The organism is Pseudocolwellia sp. G5-9 (genome assembly GCF_055808995.1).
This window is the reverse complement of sequence record NZ_CM147893.1, coordinates 4,591,891-4,613,644: the sequence shown is the minus strand read 5'-3', so window position 1 is coordinate 4,613,644 and position 21,754 is coordinate 4,591,891. Positions and strand designations below refer to the sequence as shown.

The window sequence follows — 21,754 nt, the reverse complement described above, 5'->3', positions numbered from 1 at the left end:
TATGTTACTACACTTAAATATACAAAATTTCGCCATTGTAAAATCGTTAGATATTGACTGGCAAAATGGAATGACAACCATTACAGGTGAAACAGGAGCTGGTAAGTCTATTGCTATTGATGCTCTTGGTTTATGTTTAGGAGAAAGAGCTACAACCAACGTAGTAAGGCCTGAAACACCTAAAGCAGAACTAGCCGCTACGTTTGATATTTCAAAAAACAAACAAGCACTTAAATGGTTAAGTCAGCACGATTTAATCAACGAAGAAGGCGAATGTATACTGCGTAGAGTAGTATCAGCAGAAGGTCGTTCTAAAGCCTATATTAATGGTAGTCAGGTTCCTCTTACTCAATTAAAAGAAATTGGCCGCTTACTTATCAATATACATGGTCAACAAGATCACCAATTAATCATGAAAAGTACCGAACAACGCAAAATGTTAGACGGCTACGCAAATCACAGCCATTTACTCAACGATGTTCAATACTATTTTCATCACTACAAAAAGCTCAGTAACGAATTGGAGGTATTAAATGAAACTAAATTACAGAGAGATGCCAAACAACTTTTATTACAATATCAAGTAACAGAGCTAGATGAGTTTTCACTGCAAGATGGTGAGTTTGAATCCCTCGAAATTGAATACAAACGCCATAGTAACGCACAAGATATTTTGAACGATACCCTATACTCAATACAAACCCTATCTGAAGACGATAATTTTAATATTGTTGATTCACTCAGAAAAACAAGCGATAGCTTAAATAGCTTATCTAAATTAGATAACAAACTGTCAAACATCGCCAATACAATTAACGAAGCACTTGTTCAAATTGAAGATGCCAATAGTGAATTAAAACACTACTACGATAATTTAGAGCTTGATCCCCAAACTTACGCAATGATTGAAGAAAGATATTCTCAAACAATTCTACTTGCTAAAAAGCATCACATAGCACCTGAAAATCTTGCTAAGTTTCATGCTGAACTTTCTCTAGAATTAAAAAACATAAGTTCAGATGAAAATAGATTAATAGAAATAGCCCACGAAATAGAAAAAACTAAAATAAACTATTTTGAAGCATCTAATGCGCTCACAAAATCACGAATAAAATCAGCCCAAAAATTAAGTAAATTAATAACAGCTAACATTCAAGAACTTAACATGCCTCATGGTCAATTCAAGGCAAATATTCAACCTTCTGAAAATGAAAAACTATCCATTACAGGTAGCGACGACGTGTCTTTCTTAGTTAGCATCAACCCTGGGCAACCTCTTGAAGCTATGGACAAAGTAGCCTCAGGCGGAGAACTTTCAAGGATCAGTTTAGCCATGCAAGTTATTTTAGCTGAAAAAATTGTAACCCCTACCCTCATTTTTGATGAAGTAGACGTAGGCATAAGTGGCCCAACAGCATCTATGGTAGGTTCAAAATTACAAACGCTGGCTAAAAACACCCAAGTTATTTGTGTAACTCATTTACCTCAAGTAGCAAGTAAAGGCCATCAACAGCTGTTTGTTGCAAAGTTAACCGATGGAGCTAGAACAGAAACAACCGTAACTGAACTTTCTGAAAATGGTCGAGTCCAAGAAATTGCGCGTTTACTCGCTGGTAATAAAATAACAGATACCAGCTTAGCAAATGCCCAAGAACTACTTGCCAGTTAAGGTTAAAAAACAAGCTGAGTAAGTATAAAAGTTAGATAAAATCAAAATAGCTTTGTATATAAAGCTTAGCTTAGTTATTATCTGCACTTACCTCTAAATAGGAAGAATTTAATACATGTTGTTTCGCGTTTTAACCCTTATTTTATGTTTATCAATTAGTGCTTGTTCGAGTTGGGTTTATAGATTAGATATGCCACAAGGTAATTATCTAGTACAAAAAGACATCGACAAACTTCAATTAAATATGACGAAAGAACAAGTTAAGTTCGTTTTAGGTAGTCCTGTAATTGTTGACTCGTTTCACGACGACACATGGCACTATGTTTACCGTTTAAAATCAGGTAAAGGTGAAAAACATAACGTTAAAAAACAATTCACCGTAGTGTTTGAAAATGGTCATCTAGTTTCAGCTTCAGGCGATTTCGAACTACCTGAATCATATAACACTCCAATAGAAAACTAAGTAACTAACGCCATCCCAATTATTCTAATAAAATAGGGGTTAAGGCAATAAAAAAGGCTGAATATCAGCCTTTTTTAATACAATTTTTTTACTCATTTATATTACAATGGCTTAACTCTACCGCCTGTAATTTTATTCGCTCGACCTTCTTCTTTAGCTTTTTCAGCTCGGCGCTTTCTTACCTCTTTAGGATCAGCAATTAAAGGTCTGTAAATTTCAATTCTATCTAAATCAACCAGCTTATCCGTTAATTTAGCCGCTCTGTTCCATATACCAACATTATTAACCGCTAAATCAATTTCCGGATAAATAGCCATAATACCTGAAGATTTAATCGCTTCTTCAATAGTTGTTTCGGCATCTACAATCGTTTCAACAATCTTTTGACTAGTAGGTGTACCGTACACAACTTCAATAGTAATTTTATTATCTAACGTGCTATTAGCTTCCATTTTATCCATAAACCTCATTTGCTCTGCTTGTAAAAGACTTAACCATATTATTAGCTAACTGATTAAAAACCTTACCAAAAGCCAAATCAAAAATCTTACTTGAAAACTCATATTCTAAAGCAAGCTCAATTTTACACGCTTCTTCCGACAATGGTGTTAATACCCAACCACCTGTAAGTTTTTTAAATGGCCCATCAACTAATTCCATCACAACTTCTGAGTTATTCAATAGCGTATTCTTAGTAGTAAACCACTTTTTAATTCCACCTTTTGAAACAAGCAACGACGCCGTCATTGAGGTTTCATCTTGAGAAATAATTTTACTATCGCTACAGTCAGGTAAAAACTGCGGATACAAAACAATATCATTAATGAGCTTGTACATCTCTTCAACACTGTGCATTACTAAGGCACTACGACTTATAGTTGGCATTTACCCTCCAATTCTCAAGGGCGATATCATAACAAAACTCGACAAAAAACGCATTAATATGAAAAATGATAAATAAGCCGTTTAAATACTATAGATTCCCCGTATAATGGCGCCGCTTGCTATCTATTTTGGCAAAAAGAATGGAACTAACATGGCAAAAAAAAAGAAACCAAATAACAATACTATTGCACAAAACAAAAAAGCTCGTCATAACTACACTTTAAGCGACAAGTTTGAAGCAGGAATTAGCTTGCAGGGTTGGGAAATAAAATCAATCCGAAGTGGTAAAGTAAACATATCAGACTGTTACGTACATATTAAAAATGGCGAAGCCTATTTGCTTGGTGCTGAAATAATGCCCCTCAATGCCGCATCTAGCCACGTAGTATGTGATCCAAACCGTGACCGAAAATTACTACTAAACCGCAGAGAGCTAGAACAAGTTACCGCTTACGTAGAACGCGATGGCTACTCACTTATAGCTACAGCAATGTACTGGAAAGCCTGCTGGGTTAAATTAGAATTTTTCCTAGGTAAAGGTAAAAAAGATCACGACAAACGTGCCGATATTAAAGACAGAGAATGGGCTGTTGATAAAAGCCGTTTAATGAAAAACAAAAATTTAGAGCGCTAACTGGTTAAAAAATACCACGTTGTTTAAATAAAGAAAGCGCTGTACAATGCACGTTGTAGAACAAATTAAAGTGAAAACTTTAATAAAAACTTTGGGGCGGATCTAGGATTCGACAAGATTCACGAAACCCAAGGTGCATGCCGAGGGGCGGTTGGCCTCGTAAAAAGCCGCAAAACTATAATTGCAAACGACGAAACGTTCGCACTAGCCGCTTAGGCTAGCCATCGCCTCAAAAATTGTCCTGTTGTTTAGAGGATCGATGGTCACCCCAAATAGGATAGCGAGGGAAGCACGCTTAAGGCTGAACCGCGAAATAGTATTAAGCTCACCATGACGAAGCCTGTCGATTGGCGTCCAATTGGTTAAATAAATAATCGACTAAGCATGTAGTACCGAGGATGTAGGTTTTTTGGACGGGGGTTCGATTCCCCCCCGCTCCACCACACAATACCCTTTACAATCAATAGGTTGTAAAGGGTTTTTTATTTTAGTACCCAATCAGTACCCTGCAACATATAGAAAAAATATTATAACCAAACATATTGCACTGTTCTTATTAATTTAACTGTTGAGCAAATACTGATTTCTATTGTTCTAAAGGAAAAATATGAAAAGGAATATGGGAAACATAAAGGAAAATTTGAAAGTGGTATTCAGAACTTCAAAAGTTTCGAAAAAAATATCCAGATAAATCAAAAACTAGATTTTTATTTATTGATAAGAAATTAGCTAAAGTTAGCGCTGAAAGAAAAAGATAACTATATTTTATCCTTATTTAACAGCTCGTTAATATTACTACTTTACAAAACGTTCAGTATATCGAGTAAATACCCAACCTTGCATGAATGAGCCATCCTCATACTCATATGAGATCTCAATCCAGTTTTTATTTTTAGAATGAATTGTTACAACTTGACCAAAAACCATTTCATCCAAGATAACTGAACTGGTCGATGCCCCAGCCCTTAACCTAACATTATTACCAGTAATAAAACGAAGGCTTTTCGTATCGAAATCAGATATTTTCCGTGGCAACACCTTAATATTTTTAATATTTTCCCTTTTTGTTTTATCACTTTGAGATAAATAATCTTCTACCACAGGTGTTAACAAATTCGCTGAAATACTATTAAGTTGAGAAAAAATCACATCTAAAAAGAATATCAATATTAATTGGATAATTGGATGAAGTTGCTTAACTACTTCGCAAAAACCATTTAAATCAGACTCTATAGTTTCTTCATTTAGAGGCGAATAATCAGTAAAACTTGATTCATTAATAGAGCCAGTTACACAATTTAAAAATTCAGGATATATTTGTTTAATTACACTTGATTGCTGTAATATTTCTAAAGCGTCTAATACAGAAGAAGAACCTGAAATTACTAACATAGCTTTTTCTGTTAAATGCTTTTGAGAGTCAAAAAATTTCATTGCTTGCTCAATAGCAGACGAACCATTGGTAATACTTAAAGCTTTCTCTACTAAAGATTGTTGTGATTCAAAAGACTTCATTGCTTGCTCAATAGCAGACGAACCATTGGTGATACTTAAAGCTTTCTCTACTAAAGATTGTTGTGATTCAAAAGACTTCATTGCTTGCTCAATAGGAGACAAACCATTAGTGATACTTAAAGCTTTATCTACTAAAGATTGTTGTGATTCAAAAGACTTCATTGCTTGCTCAATAGGAGATAAGCCATTAGTGATACTTAAAGCTTTATCTACTAAAGATTGTTGTGATTCAAAAGACTTCATTGCTTGCTCAATAGGAGATAAGCCATTAGTGATACTTAAAGCTTTATCTACTAAAGATTGTTGTGATTCAAAAGACTTCATTGCTTGCTCTATAGGAGATAAGCCATTGATGATACGTATTGCTTCTTCCAAATTTGAAAACTTATCCTTACCTATCATAACCACAACCTCATGAGTAAAGCTAACGAGCCTTTTAACAGGAAAAATAAAGTTGGCAAAAAATAAGTAAACAAAAAGCCAACTGTATTTGATCCTTTTTTAGCAGTTTGTTATGCTGAAATCCGTTGAATAACCTTTTGCCAAAACTGCTCATCAAAGTCTAGATTGCTATATTTGCACACTGCCTTTATCTGCTCGATAATCTCGTACTTTCCAAATATAAAATTATTACTCTCTTCATTAAGCTTTGACGTATAAAAAATAATCTCAATTACTTCTCTTAATAAATGTGCAGTCCAAAACTCGATATTTTTAGTTGCTCTAAATCGTTCTCTATCGTCAAGTTGATCGCTTTTAGTACGCAAATCATTAATACATAAATCTCGTTCATTGTCTTTAACTGCTAAAGCTCGATTCTTATTACTTAAACCAACAAGTAAACGTCTTTGATTTTTAGTTAACATTTCATCAGTGCTGGAGAGTTCGACTACTAAATTATCTAATAGTTTAGTATGTATAAATGGCGCTCCAGAATAACTATCTTTCAACGGTTCATTAAATTCATCAATCAATATATTTAACCAGTTAATGTAGTCTTCGTTAATAATCTGGACTTCATCATAAAGTGCTATCTTTTGTTTTTTTGTACGAGAATTAAAGAAGCTTATAGTAAATTTATGACCAATCCATGAACCAAATAACGCTCCACCTAACGCACATACAATATTAATCATATAACTCATAGATGAGCTCCTTGCAACATAACAGCAAATTAAGAGAAATATTTCTCGTTTCCTACAAGCGAAAAAATCCACTCAATGAATTTTTAATTAAAGCAACATATCAAACTTATATTTTGTGTTCAATAACTTACTTTTATATCTTAATTTAGAACCTGTGAAAAGAAACAAACCATCTAAACTAATAGTTCTCCCCACCCCTTAACCTTTACCCCCGTATTACTAAACGGGGGCCTATTAAAATCAAAGACTTACTAACGCACTTCGTTTGTTCAACAACGTTCTTTAACGACGAAGAGAAATCGTTAAAGCTGCGATTGTTCTCTATTTAATATTATTAATAGGTATAAAAAAAACGAGCAGACGGTAAACCGCTTGCTCGCTTTCGTTGTCGTTGCTCAGGCTTCGCCCTCCGCCTCAGTGCTCTCGCGCTGGTTTACTTTGACTTTATTATTTAAATCAAACTTACATTAGGTGCAGCAGTCTGTTGAAGCCCATCATCATGTGTTTCAATCTTATTAGGTTCACAAAAAATATAGTTACTTACAGACTCGTACCGAAGCTCTAAGAGACATTCACTTTTATAAAAAATCTTATATCCCATCTTTTTAAAGAAATCAGAATCAACCGTAAATTGTTGCTCACCTGAATACATGGTAAATACATAATCACGCTCTACCCTATTATGGTCATATATAACGGTACTAATGCCATTCACATAAATAGAAGTAACACCGAAATGCTTTATTAAAGAACGGCTAGACGTAAACATAGTCTCAAAACTATCATGACGAAAAGAAACAGAATCACGTTTATCAAGAACTTCTTTACCAGATTTAGCAACTTGCTTTTGACTCTCAGGTACTTTCGATAACGCTTTCTTATCTTTGACCTCTTGAACAGATGAATTTTTAAGAGTCTCTTTAGGAGCGTCAGCGCTTGTTTTATCGAGTATAAAATAAAATAGATAAACAAAAACGGCGAGAACAGCAATAAAGCCGAATATAACAGTACTCGTAAAAGGCGATTGACCAGCGCCAGACTTAGTGCTTTTTCCAGTTGCGGTTGATTTATAAAGTTTAAAGACATCGAGAGGAACCTTTTTATATGAAGTTATATCGTTTTTTCCAACCGTAATACCGTTAGATTTTGGTGAATGCTCTAGTATTCTCGGTCGTCGTTTAAAGTACGGTAACGGCATTGCATCTTTACTCACATGCGCATAAGCCACTTCGCACACAGAGCGAACAAACGTAGACACCTCTTTAATATCAGGCGTAGCGATTAAAATATCCCAGTTGTAATGACGGTGACGCATAAAACATTCGCGTAATGTTCTTGGATAACGTAAATAATCACGTTCATCAAAAAGGGATTCGCCTATATCATCAAGATAGTCTTCAATGTTAATAGAACCTTTTATGGCCCTTTGTTCTTGGTGATATATTTCTTTAAATTCATTAGGCAAATGCTCATCAAAAGCCCCTTCCTGAACATAATCATAATCTGATGCTTTGAACGATTTATCGTTTGGATAAATGTCTTGTATTTCATCTAAGAAAATTAACGCCCCTATCGGTAACCAATGATAAAAATTACGCATTAACGTCATGCCTAAATCATTACCTATTGAGATACGTAATAATCTAGCGGTATTAGGAAAAATCTCATCTAATTCCTTTTGTATAACCTCAAGTGTTTTTATACCTTGTAAATTGGTAACAACAACACGGCCAGCACGTAAAGCCGGTACTATTTCAAACCACATGGCCGTTGATGATTTATAAGAACCTGGAGCACCATGAAATATTTTAGTCGCCATTAGTTAAACCCCGTATAAACAAGTCGTGTAACCCAAGCTTCAACCACTAAGGTTAATGCTTCAAAAAATCGTAAATCAACGGCCAGTTGTTTCATATCCTGAGGCAATGCAGAAATCGCGCTATTAATAAAAGATGAAATATCTATCATGCTTAAAAAAGTTAACGCGACCTCATGAGAGAACTTCAAAGATTCATACATAGCAAAAAACTGAAGTTTTAAGTAAAACGAAGTCACCCAAACAAAAAAATTATTTATAAGTTCAGGTATTGTTACAAAGATAAAATTATTAATATCAGCAAGGATATTCGAGACAAACGTAAAGAAGCCTGACAGGCCATCAACTGAGCCGCTTGTAACCTCTTGAGCCAATACAGAAAACGAAAAAAGACAACAAACTACAATGATTAATCTCATACTTTAATCCCCGACAGCACTATCGTTAAAGCCATTAAAGACGCTAAAAAATAAATAATATTAGCGAGTCCGCCAAAATGTTGAGTAATACGCGAAATAGAAATGTCATGTTGCCCCCATTGACCTAAATCAAGATTACGAGACTCATAACCGCTAGAAGAAGCATTAAACGTAAATTTCCCTTTTATAACGTCATGAAAAGTTGAGTTTTCACGTTTAATAAGCTCTTTATAATTACCGACCGCTATATCATTGTTTAAAATCGATTCAGCAGTAAAGAAGCCGTTATAAGCTTCAGAATTAGAAACACTCGAAGAAAAATTATAAGGTGATTTAATATAACCAAAACCGTCATTAATAGAGTCAGCAACCGCTTGCAGATTCAACACAGAGCCGTCTTGTCCATCAACACCAACAGCCCCATCTTTACCGTCTACACCATCACGGCCATTTTCAATCGAGCTACTAGATTCACCGCAAATAACTTGTGTTACGTGACTGGTTGATGTTGTTGTATAACAACCTTCTCCATCTGCCCCATCTACACCGTCTTTTCCGTCAACGCCATCAACACCATCTTTTCCATCAACTCCGTCAATTCCATCTGTCCCATCTACACCGTCTGAAGTATCAACGGCCTGTATAGCAACCTCTAACATTGAAATTTGTTGGTCCTGTAACGTGTTATCCTGAGTTAATAAACTTATCTCCTGATTGTTACGAACCACATCATTAACAACCATATTCATGGATTGGTCTAAAAAAGAAAGATCATCAAATAAATCTGAAATGTTATTTTCATTAGACTGCACTTGTTGAAGAACAAGGGGATCAACAACACCATCTTTACCGTCTTTTCCATCTGTTCCATTAGTGCCATTTATTCCATCTGTTCCATCAACACCATTGGTTCCATTTGTTCCATCAACACCGTCTTTTCCATTTATTCCATTAGCGCCATTGAGACCATTCAAACCATCAGCCCCATTTACACCATCAATACCATTAGTACCGTTTTCTCCATCTTCACCATCGATTCCATCAATACCGTCTTTTCCATCAGCACCATCTTGACCCGCTTGTCCTTGTAACCCCCTATCACCTTTCAAGGTAGATGTTAATATTGCTTCATCAGGTAACTGACTGATATCAGGAATAGACCCCGTATCTTCAAAACTACCGCAGGAATGGACCCAATTAGCAACATTGGTAAACTCAAATTGACTGACATATCCAGAGGGGCATCCCTGAGAAGCAAAAGCAAGACAAGAATCAGAAGAGTTGCAATCTAAACCACAAACCATACCTATCTCTGAAGACATATAACAATCAGAAGATATATTAAAAGAAGCAGAGAAAACCCTTAAATCTCCATTAGGTCGACGATACGTCGCTTTAACTAAATCTGGATAACTTATTTGAAATTCCCCCGTTAACACATAACCATCTAAGTTATGAAATAAACCTGCACATGATTCAAAATCAGTACAAGTTGCTCCTGTAGGGATTTGAGGTTGAAGACCACTTCTTACACTAAAAGCCGCATGACTAGAAAATGAAGCGGTAAAAAAGATAATAATAAAAATTAATGATTTCATAGGAAAAACCTTAAAAAAAAGGAGGCTTAAAAAGCCCCCTATTTTGATAACAACTATATTACGAGGCTCTAATACCCGATGTGAATCCCTCGAACATTGCGTAATACAACGCACAAGCTAAAAATATAGTTGTCACCATTACTTTTTAAACCAGCCCGTTAAGGCGTTAACACCAAAACCAAGAATTGATATACCGATAACCGCTAAAATTACCGCTGTTACGTTTGCTGAACCTTCAGTCGAAGCCGATGCAATTTCAGTTGTATAATCAGCCGCAAAAGCACCACCAGAAACAAGAGCAGTAGCAGCCGTTGCCACAACACACGCTTTACCATTTTTAATAATCGTTACAAATTTAGACATAATAATTTCCCCTTCAGGAATAATTTTAAATTAAGATTTACCGAACCAGCGAACAATACGTCCGCCAAAGTGTGACGTTAAAAAAGCCATAATTAGCGCTAATTCAACTATTGCAAATAACTCTGCATCAAAAGCAAAAAGCTTATTGAGAGTTACTTCCAAATTTCCAGACGAGGCGCTTGCCCCGCCAATTAATGCTTCAAAATCGGGCTTTGTGAGTATTATCATTCCAGTACATTGCTCTACTGAAGTGCTTGTTAATCCCACTGTCCCATCGTTAAGTTCTCTTGCACAAAATGCTGCATTTGCGGTTTGCGAAATAACGAGCAAAAGAAAGATAATGATTAAAAAATATAACGCCCTAAATTGAGTTAATTTAAATCCGTTCATGACGTAATACTCAGTAACTTATCTTTAACCCGTACATCATATTCATGGCATATCGGGCAACATGAAAAATCGTTCAAAATAGCCAGAAATTCAGGAAAACCAACCCAGTTACATGAGGTACATTCAAAAGCCACATTATCTAAAACGCGCTCTGTTATGTTCATTGGTTTGTTATGAATAACGACTATTTGAACCATGCGTTAAGCAACCTTTGATTGTTCTAATACAGATAAAACGGCGTTTCTATCGGTATAGATACTTTGAAAGTTACCTAACTGAACAGGTAGTTCAACAATGGCAAAATGATTGTCGTTAAGTGATTTCATAAAGGCAGAATCTTTTTCTTTTTCTGCTGATATACGAACGTTATTTACAAACGGTCTAACACCGCCGTAACCATCACTTCCGTATGTTTCAATACCTATTTCAGTAAAGTTAGTTGTCTTTTCTTCACCGTTAGCATTTGTATATTTGCGAACGGTAGGTCGAACGCCTAGTAACTTGCCACGTAAAATAATTCCAGTTTCCATTTGATTAACCTCTCATTTAAATTGATTGTGTTTGTTCTAAAAATTGTTGTTCTGTTATGGGTATAAGTAGCCGTTTAGGGAAAGCTTCCTTGCTCAATGGATTTTTGATACCAACTAAAAATTTATCGACTATTTCACTGTCAGACATATCGCATAAATGGCGCATCATGTTGATAGCTTTACGCGTTGAAACAACTTGATTCTCAATGATTTTTTCAACCGTCATAAGTGCTTTTTTAACCACTGTTTTTATGACTGATTGCTCTTCATTTAAAAAATGAAGCGCTGGATAAGCACCTGCTAAAAATTCACTGGGTTTAATCATTGTTTCTAATGGGATCACACGTTGACTTGAATGGAGTTCAAGTTCCCAGCGAACCCATTTATCTTTTGGGTCGCCCATCTGTATGCCTTTTTCATATACACGAAGAAGTTTTCCAGATTCACGACTACCTACATATAAGGTTCTTCCCTTGTCAGGAACGAATGCAAATTGGCGTTTGTATGTTTGTTTCATGGCTTTGCATAAGTGGCCTGATTCAACATACATGTAAGAAGAAGGACGTCCGCCACAATTAAAAGCGCCTTGTTCAGCTAATCTTTTAGCTGATTTAATAGAACGAGTACCTGAAAAATCGTCATAGGCTAAATCGATACGGGTAATTTTGATTTCTGGAATATGTTGTATTTCTTGATACAGTCTTTGAAAGTCTATAGCTTCACAGCCCGTACCCATGAATGACACATAACAGCCGAGGTTTTTACCACCCCAACAAATAACACCTGCTTGTTCTCCTTCGGCAAATATATTGGCTGAGTAGGTGTAATTAAAACGACCTGATGGATTGTTTTTGATGGTCCACATGTAGTTGTTTTTTGAAAAGACTTTGTTAAGTAAACAAACGAAACGTTCTGACTCTCCACAACAAAGTGTGTCGAGCATGTTAACGCCAATGTTCTCTAATAAATTGTTTAATCGGTCACCGTATTTTTTTGAGGTATCGACTTCGAGTTCGCCTTTAAACATTTGGCGCAGTTCGTAACGTGCGGCGACTTCATTTTCTGCTAGTCTAAAACTTTCAGAACTCAGCCCTTTGAATTTGCGCTCGTTGTATTCACGCGTAATACCTTCAGCCGTTTCTTTGTAGCTTTCTAGAATGTCGTTATATGCAACATGGTTAAATGTTTCAGCCGCAGATAAATCGATGTTCTTTTTTATTTCTAAATTAGACAGTTTACGTAGTAGTGCATTACCTTGAATTTCTTCTATATCGCTCTTTTTGATGCAAGCGCCAACTTTAGCGAGTTGTTTTATGTGGAGAAGTTCTTGCGGTGACCAGGTAAGTGATAACGCATCAACTTTACAAAAAAGTGCTTTTTTATTGTTCATCAAACACCCCTTGTTCATAAAGTTGTTGCCAATTTTCGTCGTTTACTTCTATTAAATTGAAGTCTTCACCGTAGATAGGTTGAAGAAATGAGATTAATGACATTAGATTTGTAAAGTGGTGCACTTGGCCTTTGTGTTGAATACACACATCGCCCCATTGCTCTACTTGAAAATAAATGTCTTTAGGTATCATGATTAAATAGCCGCTTGAGCTTCTGCACGAATAGCAGACATATTGATGAATGTTTTTTCGCGAGACTTTAATTTTTTACGGATAGGTAAACGACCTTGATGAACTTGTTGGCGAACATTGCCAACTGTATCGTTTGTAATTCGTGCGTACGCTTCTACACTCAAAAAAGGAAGGTTTGAGGCTAACAAGTCACTTTTAAGTGATTCAAATTGTATGTCAGTAAGTGTAATATGATTAGTTAACATTTTTTAAACTCATATCTCATTGCGTTATGCGACGTTAAATCTTGATATGAATATTAAACTCGCGATTTGTGGATTTCAACATAAATATATCGCGTTTTGGGGTTTATTTTATATGCTATTGAATTCTAAAGATATTTTTGATCGATTATTAGGGTTATATAAAACGAAAAAATTGAATGAACTTTCAATACTGCTTGGTTTTAAAAAAAATTGGGGATCATCTGTAAAAAATAGAGGTTCAATTCCGTTTGAAGCATGTATAAAAGCATGTGAAGAATTTGATGTTTCTATGGATTATCTAATTTTTGGGATTGAAGACGATTCAAAAAAAATAGATATAAATGAATTAAAAATATCAGTTACTGAAGGTATTTTTGCAGCAATACAAACCGATATGATCACATTAAACAAAGACGTTAAAATTTCTCATATCACGGAAATAATAACGTCTGAAATAAAAGAAATATGTAAAATTAACGATGAGAACCAGAAACTAGACAAAGCTCAATAACTTCGTTCTTTTGTTGTTGTATTACTCTAAATTGCGCTTCTTTTTCCCATTGTTGCAATGCTTGATAACGTAAATCAGGTGGTAATTTTTTTAATTCGAAATAACGGATAAGTAAGCTTTGTTTCATTTCATTCCTTAAATTTTAAAGTTTTACAAAAATAGCAATAAGGAAATATTAGATGCTAAAAACATTATGGATAATTTTATTCCTGATCATTACAAATAAATCTTATGCAAAATCAAAATGTGAAGTTGAATTAAATGAATTACAACATATTCAATCTTTGTTAAGACATAAAACAAGTGAATATTTAAGAGATAAAGAACATAAAGCGCATGAGAAATATCAAATATGTAGGTCAAGAAAAAACAACCAATCAAGCAATAATAAATCTAAAAAAATCTATTCAAAAAAAACTACTACAAAGAAAAAGTATTACCCTAATCAATATGTAAAAAAATCTTTTGGAAAGAGTACCGTAAAAATAAAAGGTAAGTTTAAAGGAGATAAACAAAACGCATGGATAGAATACTATAAAACACCTAAAGAATGCATAAAGCCTAAAAGCACATCACAATTTGCAAGTTGCTTAAATAAAAGAAATGTTGAGGCAGAAAGATTTAGTACTGAATGGGACAAACATCATCAATGAAAAAAGTAAAAAAAGTTGAAGATGGTATTTGGAAAACTGATGATGAAAAAACACCTTATCAACTAGATTTTAGACCAAATGGCCACAACGGAACACGATATAAAAAAACGTTTCTAACATTGGGTGAAGCACGACGTTTCAAAAATCATCAAATATCTATCGCCAACTCATCTAAAGAATGGGAACCTGCTCCTGAAGACAATAGAAGACTTGAGGAACTAATAAACCTTTGGTACAACCTACACGGTAAAAGCCTAGCAGATATAAAAAAACGACTAGCCAAGATGAAAGCTATGTGTAAAGGAATGAAAAATCCAATTGCAAGAAAAATAACAAGTAGCGATTGGTCAGAATATAGAGCTACGCGTCTAGACAAAGTATCTATTAAAACGGTAAACAATGAACAAACCTACCTAAATGCATTATTTAATGAATTAATAAGATTAAATGAAATTAAAAACAATCCAATTAAAAACGTAAGAGCATTAAAATACCAACAACCTGAAATGGGATTCTTAACACCTGAAGAAATAGAATTACTACTAGAAGAATTAAAAAAATCTAGAAATACTGACGCTTACCTTGTAGCAAAAATAGCCCTATCCACAGGTGCAAGATGGGGTGAAGCTGAAAGTCTTACAGGAAGACAAATTGCAAACAATCAAATTACCTACATAAACACCAAAGGTAAGAAGAATAGAACCATTCCTATTAGTAAAGAACTAAATAACGAGATCCCTAAAAATAGCGGTAGATTATTTACTGGTTGTATTGGAGCATTTAGAAAAGCATTAGAACGGACGGCGGTTCAACTCCCTAAAGGACAATGTAGCCATGTTTTAAGGCATACATTCGCTAGTCATTTTATGATGAATGGTGGGAACATATTAGTACTTCAACAAATACTAGGACACGCTAGTATAAACGATACAATGAAGTATGCTCACTTCAGTAAAACCCATTTAGAAGACGTTATAAAATTCAATCCAATGGCTAACAAAGTACCCAATTAATACCCAACAGTACTAACAGATAGTAACAAGCCATAACAATATGTAACACTAAGTCATTGTTTTTAAATGCAAGGCCTTATTTAATCAAGCTATAAGATAGGGTCGATTCCCCCCCGCTCCACCACTTAATGGGAAGTTGTTGAATTATCAGCAACTTCCCACTCTCTCTAACTTCTTGTTTCTAAAATGGTACACATTAGTGGTACACTTTAGGAATGAAAGACTTGTCAAAACAATCTAATTTATTACTACGAAATGGTCGCTTTTACTTCAGAACTAGAGTTCCGAAGGACTTGGTTACAATCATCGGTAAAAAAGAAATAAAGAAAGCCCTAGGCACGAGCAATCGCAGTGAGGCTAAAAGGCGTTTACCTATTGAACAACTTGAGGCCGAAGAAACCTTTGAAAAGGCTCGCAATACAAGACCAGCCCCTCAACCTTTACCCATTTTGCTTGATAGAACAAGTATAGAAAGACGAGTCATTCTCTGGCACCAAAATGAAATAACTAAACATGCAACCGAAGATGATACCTTTAGGGTTAACTCATCTGTCGAAGAAAGAATACAAATTATTGATAATTTGCGGGAGGACTTATCTGTCTTTGATGGGGGGGATGAATCACAATATGCCGGAGATATTCAGAAGAAAGTAAAAAACCTTTTTCCTGATTTAGATAACCACAAGCAAAAAGAAGAATACCGTTTTGCTCAGTCTTTAATGCACCAGTCGCTTATAGAGCAAACATTTAAACGATTAGAAAGATTAGGTGATACTTATAAACGAATACCTTACCAGTTATTTTTAACTCGTAATGAGCAGCTATTACCATCACAAGTAAATCAAAGCTCACAGCTTACTTGGGGCGCAGTGTTGGCTAAATTTAAGGCCGCTAAAAAGAGTGATGGTTTAACAGATAAAACATTAGCAGGGTATAAACTTGCTTTTGATTTTTCACTAGAGCTATTTGGTAAAAACAAACCTTTATCATCTATTAGCACTGAAGACTGTAGAGAATTCAGAGACAAGCTCCAGCAACTCCCTTCAAACGCTAAAAAGCGTTATCCTCACCTATCCCTCATAGACAGTATAGAAGCGCATTCTAAAAAACCTACAGGCACTCTTAGTATCATCTCTATTAATGGCAATCTTAACAAGCTATCCGCCACATTGAAGTTTGCGGTGCAAGAAGGATACTTGAAGAAAAACCCATGTGAACATGTACCCAATCTAAAGCAGAAAAAGAAAAAAACAGATGGTAAAAAATCGTTTTCAGAGCAAGCTTTAAGCACGTTATTTCAAGCTCCCATATACACAGGGTGTGTTGATGACGAATGGAACTACAAGACCGCTGGAACGAATAAACCAAGACGACATAAATTTTGGATACCTTTAATTAGCTTATATACAGGCATGAGATTAAATGAAATTTGTCAGTTGTTTACGAGTGATATTACCTGTATTGAAGGTGTAAATGTTATTCAAGTTCAGCTTGATGATAACAATGAGAAATCACTTAAAAATGCTAGTAGTGAAAGAGATATTCCAATACATAAGCAACTAATTAAAATTGGCTTTCTTGATTATGTTAATAAAATAAAAATCCAAGGACATAAGCGCTTATTTCCAGACTTACCTCAAAGCGCAGGCGGCAGTTATTCAGATAATTTTTCTAAATGGTTCTCTCGGTTTTTAAACTCTTTAAATATTAAAAATAATGGTGTTTGCTTTCACAGTTTCAGGCATGGTTTTCGCGACGCTATTCGCGAGGCGCAAATACCTAAAGAGCTGGGTGCAGCATTAGGCGGCTGGAAAGCATCAAAAGATGTGATGGATGACTACGGTATTGGATATAAGCTGACAACCCTATCTACCCACCTTCAAAAAATCCAATACGGAACCTTATGTGAGCTAATATCGACACTTAATCGTAACGATAAAAATCAAGGGCAATAACAATCGGTTCTTGTGTACTTTATTAGCTAATATGTCAGAATATTGTTGTTATTAATCAATTATATAAGGCGATATTTAATGAATGTATTTACCATAGGATTTACCAAAAAGAACGCAGGAGCTTTTTTTGACCTACTGAGAAAGTCAAAAGTTTCAACTCTAATTGATGTTAGGCTAAATAATACATCTCAGTTGTCAGGTTTTGCGAAGCGCGATGATTTAAAGTTTTTTACCAAAGAGCTATGCCAAGCAGAATACATACACCTACCTGAGCTAGCTCCAACAGACGAATTATTCAAATCCCTTAAGAAAGGTGATATTTCTTGGGAGGGGTATGAGGAGTCATTTCTAAATTTGATGGCTCAACGTAATGTAGAAAAACACATAAACCAAAATACTCTCAACAATGCCTGTCTACTCTGTAGTGAGCACAAGCCTCACCTCTGCCACAGAAAGCTAGTCGTTGATTACCTTAATGACAATACAAATTTAAACCTTTCAGTTACACATTTATTCTAATCTACGGCGCTCCAGTTGAAACAATCAGGGCTGGAGCTTTTTATTAAACACCCCATACATAGTTACAAGCTCAACACCCAAAACATCAATAACCTCCAATACGTCAACAAAGTCTAACTTACGTTCACCACTCTCATACTTTGAAACATAGCTCTGTGGCTTTGAAAGGCTATCCGCCAATTGGTCTTGAGTGTACCCCTCATTCATCCTTAGCTCTTTCAGTGTTTCTCGCAAAGCTACACGCTTCACGTCCCATAATTTATTTGCCACTGAAATATTCCAACCTGAACTAAATATCCTAAAATAGAATATTGTCAGCAGCATCCCATTTTGGGATAATAGGTTGTTGGCTTTTTATAGTCAGAGACCACCCATAAAATCATACAAGGAATTAATATGAATAAAAAAATAGTCGCCACCTCAATATTCTTTACATTAATGTCATTAGGGCAACTACTTGAAGGTGGGATATTATCCTTTCTTTTTCTACTTTGCTGCGCAGCCCTAGTTGCTCAACTAGATAAAAACCTAAAGTCGTGGTTACTGAATAAGCTCAATAAGCCTGAGTTATCATTAGCTGATATTAACAGGTCATTATCAATAAAATTAGTGGTAGGCTTGTTCTTTATGGCGCTTTTAGTTTCACCATCAGGCGGGCTTGATACAGGAAGTAGATTGATTGATGAATCATCTAGCTCAGCCAGAAGTGATAACCATAAATGGTACGAGGGAGGAAATTTACATACCGAAAGTGCATTAATATGGCAAGCAGCAAGCTCTAAAAACAAGCTCTCCACGTGTGCAGACCTGATTTATGCGATGAAAGAGTCAGGTGCTCTGAACGAAGATATGATAAATAAGCTGAAGACGCCTAATGATTACAAGCCCTATGCTGTCACCCTAAAAAGAGAGTTGGATTTAGCTTTCAGAAAAGATATCGACCCTGAGCTAAACAAAACTCTATTTTCTAATCAAGAAGTCCATACAACCGCCCACTCTATTGCGGCATTGTTGAATTGGCTGAGTTAGAAAGAGTGTAAATTAATTTATCATTTTTTGTACATTCAGTAACAGCATCAATAACGTGTAAATTAATTCACTTTTTAGACTTAATTTACACTCAATGTAAAACAAACCATTTAATGGACACATTATGGCCTCATTAGGTTATGCAAGAGTATCGACCAATATTCAGGACTTAGGCATTCAGAAAGAAAGATTAATCGCTGAAGGCGTCAAAGATAGCTCTGATTTTTTATTTACCGATAAGGCATCTGGTAAAAGTGATGAGCGCTTAGGACTTCAATTAATGCTAACCAAAGCGCGTGAAGGTGATGTGATTGTAGTTACAAAGCTTGACCGTCTAGGCAGGAATACTGCTGATATGATTTCGATAATTGATGACTTACACAAACGAAAAATAGCAGTCAAGTTCCTTGATGATGGAATAAGCACCGAAGGTACTATGGGTAAAATGGTAGTTACCATCCTTGCTGCTGTAGCACAGGCAGAAAGAGAAAGGATACTAGAAAGAACCAATGAAGGAAGAAGAGCAGCTATAGCCCAAGGCGTAAGAATGGGGAGGAAGCCCGCAATAACCGAACAATTAAAATCACAGGTTATTGAACTGGTCACTAGTGGCACCCCTAAGACTGAGGTTTCATGTAAATTAAATATCAGCCGACAATCTATCTATAACATAATAAATGAAGCATAATTTGAAACCAGTTTCAAATCCCCTCCTCTAGTAGAGGGTGTAAAAAGGAAGAAAACAAGTACTATATGGAAGGTAATATTTTAGATACTACACTTAGTGTTGATGATGCTAAGCAAGATAAAATAGAGTTAGATGTTGGTGAGTGGTTTATTCAGGCTATTGATTCCGAGATGGCAGGCTTTATCCAATGTCTAGGAAGTCAAGACAGGAGTCAATCACAATCACCGCACAGGGCTTTTCAATCCGATAATTATTTGAGTTCTCCCGCAATTAAGCGACTCCAAATCCTTAAGCCAAAATATGGGCGAGGCTTGCTGGATAATGCCCCGCTATTTGGAGGGTACTTAGAGGTTCGTAAAATAACAGCAACAGAACAGCTAGACAGCTACATATTAAAGCTCAGGCTTCGAATTAACCCTACTCGCTTTTGTGTTTACCAACCCACGCCATTAAGAGTTAAACATAACAATAAAATTGAAAGAATACTTACTGAGTCGTTTGTTTTATTTGCCAAGCAAGACCGCATTAGCCATGCATCAGAAAGGACTCTAGATTACAAGGACAATGCTTTATTGAAACCAGTTTCAAAACTTAATGGCTCTAGAGGTTTATGGCAACAAAACCTTGAGCGTTACATTTCCTCAATAAGCGACTACCTAAGCAATGAGATTAATGAATATCACTCTGGGGGATTTGCCTTGCGAGGTTTTGAACCATACTACTCCCTTAAATCAATCGAAACATATTGGGACATAAAGTGCGATAACCCAGTAGCTACAGTCAAATCATTAGAGCGCGATTTTTTGTCTTTAGGAAACAATACGTCAACATCATATTATAATGATGCAGGAACGCTTACAGAGGGTTCTGCGATAGCTCTTAGGGCTGAATTTAAAACCAAACAAAGGCTTAAGTTATACGCCAAGACTAATAAAAGAGTACGGATAGAAATAGAACATAAATACAGCCAAAACCCAGCCCTTACGGAGAATCGAACATATACAGCCACAAGCTTAGAAGGCTTAATCGGTTTGATTAACTTCGCTTCACACGAATCTTTCGAGCTTGCAGATAAGTTTCTTGCCAGTTTGTCAGAGTACTCTAATCATCCAACCATACTAAGCGGTAATCCGTTAACTTTTATTCAGATGATATATCGGCATTTGAATGATATTGAACTGGCTGAGGAGATATCCTCCTTACTGACCGTTTCTGGCGGAGTACCTACAGGCAGTACCAAAGGAAGGTACAAAGAGGCGTTTGAAAAATTGATATTGCCAGGAGTTATCGTCAGGAAAGGACGGCCAATTAATAGGTATGTTATAGCTCCACGATTCGCATCAGTTAAAGATTGTTTAATATAAAAGTCAACCTCACCAAATGAGAGATAATTAAATCAAAATGAGCATTAAAAGTTTAGATGAACAGCCCGGACTGTTAAGGCAGCGAAGAAATTTAATTTTGATGAGTGTATTAGTTATTTTTTACTCTATATCTGAGTCTCAAATAACAGGAATATCGATGAACGGGTTAGGCCTTAAGGTTGGAAATCCTAATGCATTTATAATCCTGTTTATGGTTACGCTTATGTATTTTTTTATACGCTACAACTCTTATTTAGTTACAAGTAATGGCGGTGGCAGTCAAAAATTTAGAGAAATAATAAGAAGTAAAATCCCCCCTAAGCTTGTAACGGAGTGTGGCCTCCAACTTAAAAACAAGGCTGAGAAGTCAATAGAAGCCCATGGTTTAACATATTGGTACGAGCCTGACGAGCCAGTTAGTAATACATACAAACTACCTGAATCAATTAAATATAACCTTACGGGCGGGCGAGAATCAGAGAATTGGACTGGTTTAGTGTATTTTCCTCCCACTCTTGAATATAAACTAGGTATACCTAGATGGGAGGTAAGGCACTATGATAAAGAAAATGAATATATTTTCATTACACAATCAATAAAATTAACTAAGTATTATGAAATAATAAAATCCGAGTACAAGGCGATTACTAGAGAGCCTTACTACCTAGATTTCAGATTTCCATATTGGTTGTTTTGGTTAGCTAACTTAAGCTTTCTTTTTACTTACCTGATGAAGTTTTTAAGTAATTCACATTAAGCTGACAAAT

General features: G+C 35.6%; 28 protein-coding genes and 1 other RNA gene. 13 read left to right on the top strand and 16 right to left on the bottom strand.

The window, feature by feature from the left end:
• The first annotated feature begins 1 nt into the window (after position 1).
• Complete coding sequence (gene recN, locus AC0L5Q_RS20150) at positions 2 to 1,669, top strand: DNA repair protein RecN (protein ID WP_473613326.1); 1,668 nt, start codon at positions 2 to 4, stop codon at positions 1,667 to 1,669.
• A gap of 115 nt (positions 1,670 to 1,784) precedes the next feature.
• Complete coding sequence (locus AC0L5Q_RS20145) at positions 1,785 to 2,132, top strand: outer membrane protein assembly factor BamE (protein WP_473613325.1); 348 nt, start codon at positions 1,785 to 1,787, stop codon at positions 2,130 to 2,132.
• 101 nt (positions 2,133 to 2,233) lie between these two features.
• Here AC0L5Q_RS20145 and AC0L5Q_RS20140 read toward each other — a convergent pair whose 3' ends face one another.
• Both AC0L5Q_RS20140 and AC0L5Q_RS20135 read right to left on the bottom strand, forming a co-directional pair.
• Positions 2,234 to 2,593, bottom strand: a complete 360-nt coding sequence (locus AC0L5Q_RS20140) for an RnfH family protein (protein ID WP_473613324.1) — start codon at positions 2,591 to 2,593, stop codon at positions 2,234 to 2,236.
• Complete coding sequence (locus tag AC0L5Q_RS20135) at positions 2,586 to 3,017, bottom strand: SRPBCC family protein (RefSeq protein WP_473613323.1); 432 nt, start codon at positions 3,015 to 3,017, stop codon at positions 2,586 to 2,588. The genes AC0L5Q_RS20140 and AC0L5Q_RS20135 overlap by 8 nt, the downstream gene beginning before the upstream one ends.
• A gap of 151 nt (positions 3,018 to 3,168) precedes the next feature.
• On the opposite strand from AC0L5Q_RS20135, the gene smpB reads away from it, so the two are divergent.
• Together smpB and ssrA are read left to right on the top strand one after the other, a co-directional pair.
• Entirely contained in the window at positions 3,169 to 3,651 is a 483-nt protein-coding gene (smpB, locus tag AC0L5Q_RS20130; protein WP_473613322.1) for an SsrA-binding protein SmpB, read from the top strand.
• 93 nt (positions 3,652 to 3,744) lie between these two features.
• Positions 3,745 to 4,094: a transfer-messenger RNA gene (gene ssrA, locus AC0L5Q_RS20125) on the top strand.
• Between the two features lie 352 nt (positions 4,095 to 4,446).
• Here the strand turns inward: ssrA and AC0L5Q_RS20120 are convergent.
• The 12 genes from AC0L5Q_RS20120 to AC0L5Q_RS20065 all read right to left on the bottom strand — a co-directional run bounded on the left by AC0L5Q_RS20120 (position 4,447) and on the right by AC0L5Q_RS20065 (position 13,255).
• Positions 4,447 to 5,568: an SH3 domain-containing protein gene (locus AC0L5Q_RS20120; protein ID WP_473613321.1), complete on the bottom strand. Its 1,122-nt coding sequence runs from the start codon at positions 5,566 to 5,568 to the stop codon at positions 4,447 to 4,449.
• 110 nt (positions 5,569 to 5,678) lie between these two features.
• Positions 5,679 to 6,311, bottom strand: a complete 633-nt coding sequence (locus tag AC0L5Q_RS20115) for a hypothetical protein (protein WP_473613320.1) — start codon at positions 6,309 to 6,311, stop codon at positions 5,679 to 5,681.
• Positions 6,312 to 6,762: 451 nt separating this feature from the next.
• Positions 6,763 to 8,130: a zonular occludens toxin family protein gene (locus AC0L5Q_RS20110; RefSeq protein WP_473613319.1), complete on the bottom strand. Its 1,368-nt coding sequence runs from the start codon at positions 8,128 to 8,130 to the stop codon at positions 6,763 to 6,765.
• Positions 8,130 to 8,546, bottom strand: a complete 417-nt coding sequence (locus AC0L5Q_RS20105; RefSeq protein WP_473613318.1) for a DUF2523 family protein — start codon at positions 8,544 to 8,546, stop codon at positions 8,130 to 8,132. Before AC0L5Q_RS20105 ends, AC0L5Q_RS20110 begins: the two co-directional genes overlap by 1 nt.
• Positions 8,543 to 10,144 (bottom strand): hypothetical protein, encoded by a 1,602-nt coding sequence (locus AC0L5Q_RS20100; protein ID WP_473613317.1) that lies wholly within the window; start codon positions 10,142 to 10,144, stop codon positions 8,543 to 8,545. The genes AC0L5Q_RS20105 and AC0L5Q_RS20100 overlap by 4 nt, the downstream gene beginning before the upstream one ends.
• A 138-nt stretch (positions 10,145 to 10,282) precedes the next feature.
• Positions 10,283 to 10,507 (bottom strand): hypothetical protein, encoded by a 225-nt coding sequence (locus AC0L5Q_RS20095; protein ID WP_473613316.1) that lies wholly within the window; start codon positions 10,505 to 10,507, stop codon positions 10,283 to 10,285.
• Between the two features lie 30 nt (positions 10,508 to 10,537).
• Positions 10,538 to 10,897 carry a hypothetical protein gene (locus tag AC0L5Q_RS20090; RefSeq protein ID WP_473613315.1) on the bottom strand — a complete coding sequence of 120 codons (360 nt, stop codon included), beginning with the start codon at positions 10,895 to 10,897 and terminating at the stop codon, positions 10,538 to 10,540.
• A complete protein-coding gene (locus AC0L5Q_RS20085) occupies positions 10,894 to 11,094 on the bottom strand; it encodes a hypothetical protein (RefSeq protein ID WP_473608210.1) in 201 nt (66 codons plus the stop codon). Before AC0L5Q_RS20085 ends, AC0L5Q_RS20090 begins: the two co-directional genes overlap by 4 nt.
• A 3-nt stretch (positions 11,095 to 11,097) precedes the next feature.
• The gene (locus AC0L5Q_RS20080) at positions 11,098 to 11,427 is read right to left on the bottom strand and encodes a DNA-binding protein (RefSeq protein ID WP_473608214.1); all 330 of its coding nucleotides are present in this window, start codon (positions 11,425 to 11,427) and stop codon (positions 11,098 to 11,100) included.
• A 16-nt stretch (positions 11,428 to 11,443) separates the two neighbouring features.
• On the bottom strand, positions 11,444 to 12,817 hold the full coding sequence (locus tag AC0L5Q_RS20075; RefSeq protein ID WP_473613314.1) for a replication initiation factor domain-containing protein: 1,374 nt from the start codon (positions 12,815 to 12,817) through the stop codon (positions 11,444 to 11,446).
• Entirely contained in the window at positions 12,807 to 13,010 is a 204-nt protein-coding gene (locus tag AC0L5Q_RS20070; RefSeq protein ID WP_473613313.1) for a hypothetical protein, read from the bottom strand. Before AC0L5Q_RS20070 ends, AC0L5Q_RS20075 begins: the two co-directional genes overlap by 11 nt.
• A 2-nt stretch (positions 13,011 to 13,012) precedes the next feature.
• The gene (locus AC0L5Q_RS20065; RefSeq protein ID WP_473613312.1) at positions 13,013 to 13,255 is read right to left on the bottom strand and encodes a hypothetical protein; all 243 of its coding nucleotides are present in this window, start codon (positions 13,253 to 13,255) and stop codon (positions 13,013 to 13,015) included.
• A gap of 112 nt (positions 13,256 to 13,367) precedes the next feature.
• On the opposite strand from AC0L5Q_RS20065, the gene AC0L5Q_RS20060 reads away from it, so the two are divergent.
• On the top strand, positions 13,368 to 13,766 hold the full coding sequence (locus tag AC0L5Q_RS20060; protein ID WP_473613311.1) for a helix-turn-helix domain-containing protein: 399 nt from the start codon (positions 13,368 to 13,370) through the stop codon (positions 13,764 to 13,766).
• On the opposite strand, the gene AC0L5Q_RS20055 is transcribed toward AC0L5Q_RS20060, so the two are convergent.
• Complete coding sequence (locus AC0L5Q_RS20055) at positions 13,729 to 13,893, bottom strand: hypothetical protein (RefSeq protein ID WP_473613310.1); 165 nt, start codon at positions 13,891 to 13,893, stop codon at positions 13,729 to 13,731. The two genes, AC0L5Q_RS20060 and AC0L5Q_RS20055, sit on opposite strands and share 38 nt — an antisense overlap.
• 52 nt (positions 13,894 to 13,945) lie before the next feature.
• Between AC0L5Q_RS20055 and AC0L5Q_RS20050 the strand changes: the two genes are divergently transcribed.
• The 4 genes from AC0L5Q_RS20050 (at position 13,946) to AC0L5Q_RS20035 (ending at position 17,906) form a co-directional block, all read left to right on the top strand.
• On the top strand, positions 13,946 to 14,419 hold the full coding sequence (locus AC0L5Q_RS20050; protein WP_473613309.1) for a hypothetical protein: 474 nt from the start codon (positions 13,946 to 13,948) through the stop codon (positions 14,417 to 14,419).
• Positions 14,416 to 15,432, top strand: coding sequence for a phage integrase (locus AC0L5Q_RS20045; RefSeq protein ID WP_473613308.1), 1,017 nt, complete (start codon positions 14,416 to 14,418; stop codon positions 15,430 to 15,432). Before AC0L5Q_RS20050 ends, AC0L5Q_RS20045 begins: the two co-directional genes overlap by 4 nt.
• Positions 15,433 to 15,656: 224 nt before the next feature.
• A complete protein-coding gene (locus AC0L5Q_RS20040) occupies positions 15,657 to 17,387 on the top strand; it encodes a DUF6538 domain-containing protein (protein ID WP_473613307.1) in 1,731 nt (576 codons plus the stop codon).
• A 78-nt stretch (positions 17,388 to 17,465) separates the two neighbouring features.
• Positions 17,466 to 17,906 (top strand): DUF488 domain-containing protein, encoded by a 441-nt coding sequence (locus AC0L5Q_RS20035; protein WP_473613306.1) that lies wholly within the window; start codon positions 17,466 to 17,468, stop codon positions 17,904 to 17,906.
• 24 nt (positions 17,907 to 17,930) lie between these two features.
• On the opposite strand, the gene AC0L5Q_RS20030 is transcribed toward AC0L5Q_RS20035, so the two are convergent.
• Positions 17,931 to 18,176 carry a helix-turn-helix domain-containing protein gene (locus AC0L5Q_RS20030; RefSeq protein ID WP_473613305.1) on the bottom strand — a complete coding sequence of 82 codons (246 nt, stop codon included), beginning with the start codon at positions 18,174 to 18,176 and terminating at the stop codon, positions 17,931 to 17,933.
• Between the two features lie 126 nt (positions 18,177 to 18,302).
• On the opposite strand from AC0L5Q_RS20030, the gene AC0L5Q_RS20025 reads away from it, so the two are divergent.
• From AC0L5Q_RS20025 to AC0L5Q_RS20010, 4 genes are all read left to right on the top strand, one after another.
• Entirely contained in the window at positions 18,303 to 18,935 is a 633-nt protein-coding gene (locus AC0L5Q_RS20025) for a hypothetical protein (protein WP_473613304.1), read from the top strand.
• A gap of 124 nt (positions 18,936 to 19,059) precedes the next feature.
• Positions 19,060 to 19,623 carry a recombinase family protein gene (locus AC0L5Q_RS20020; RefSeq protein WP_473613303.1) on the top strand — a complete coding sequence of 188 codons (564 nt, stop codon included), beginning with the start codon at positions 19,060 to 19,062 and terminating at the stop codon, positions 19,621 to 19,623.
• Positions 19,624 to 19,688: 65 nt separating this feature from the next.
• Positions 19,689 to 20,987 carry a hypothetical protein gene (locus AC0L5Q_RS20015; RefSeq protein WP_473613302.1) on the top strand — a complete coding sequence of 433 codons (1,299 nt, stop codon included), beginning with the start codon at positions 19,689 to 19,691 and terminating at the stop codon, positions 20,985 to 20,987.
• Positions 20,988 to 21,024: 37 nt separating this feature from the next.
• Entirely contained in the window at positions 21,025 to 21,744 is a 720-nt protein-coding gene (locus tag AC0L5Q_RS20010) for a hypothetical protein (RefSeq protein ID WP_473613301.1), read from the top strand.
• The last annotated feature ends 10 nt before the right edge of the window (positions 21,745 to 21,754 follow it).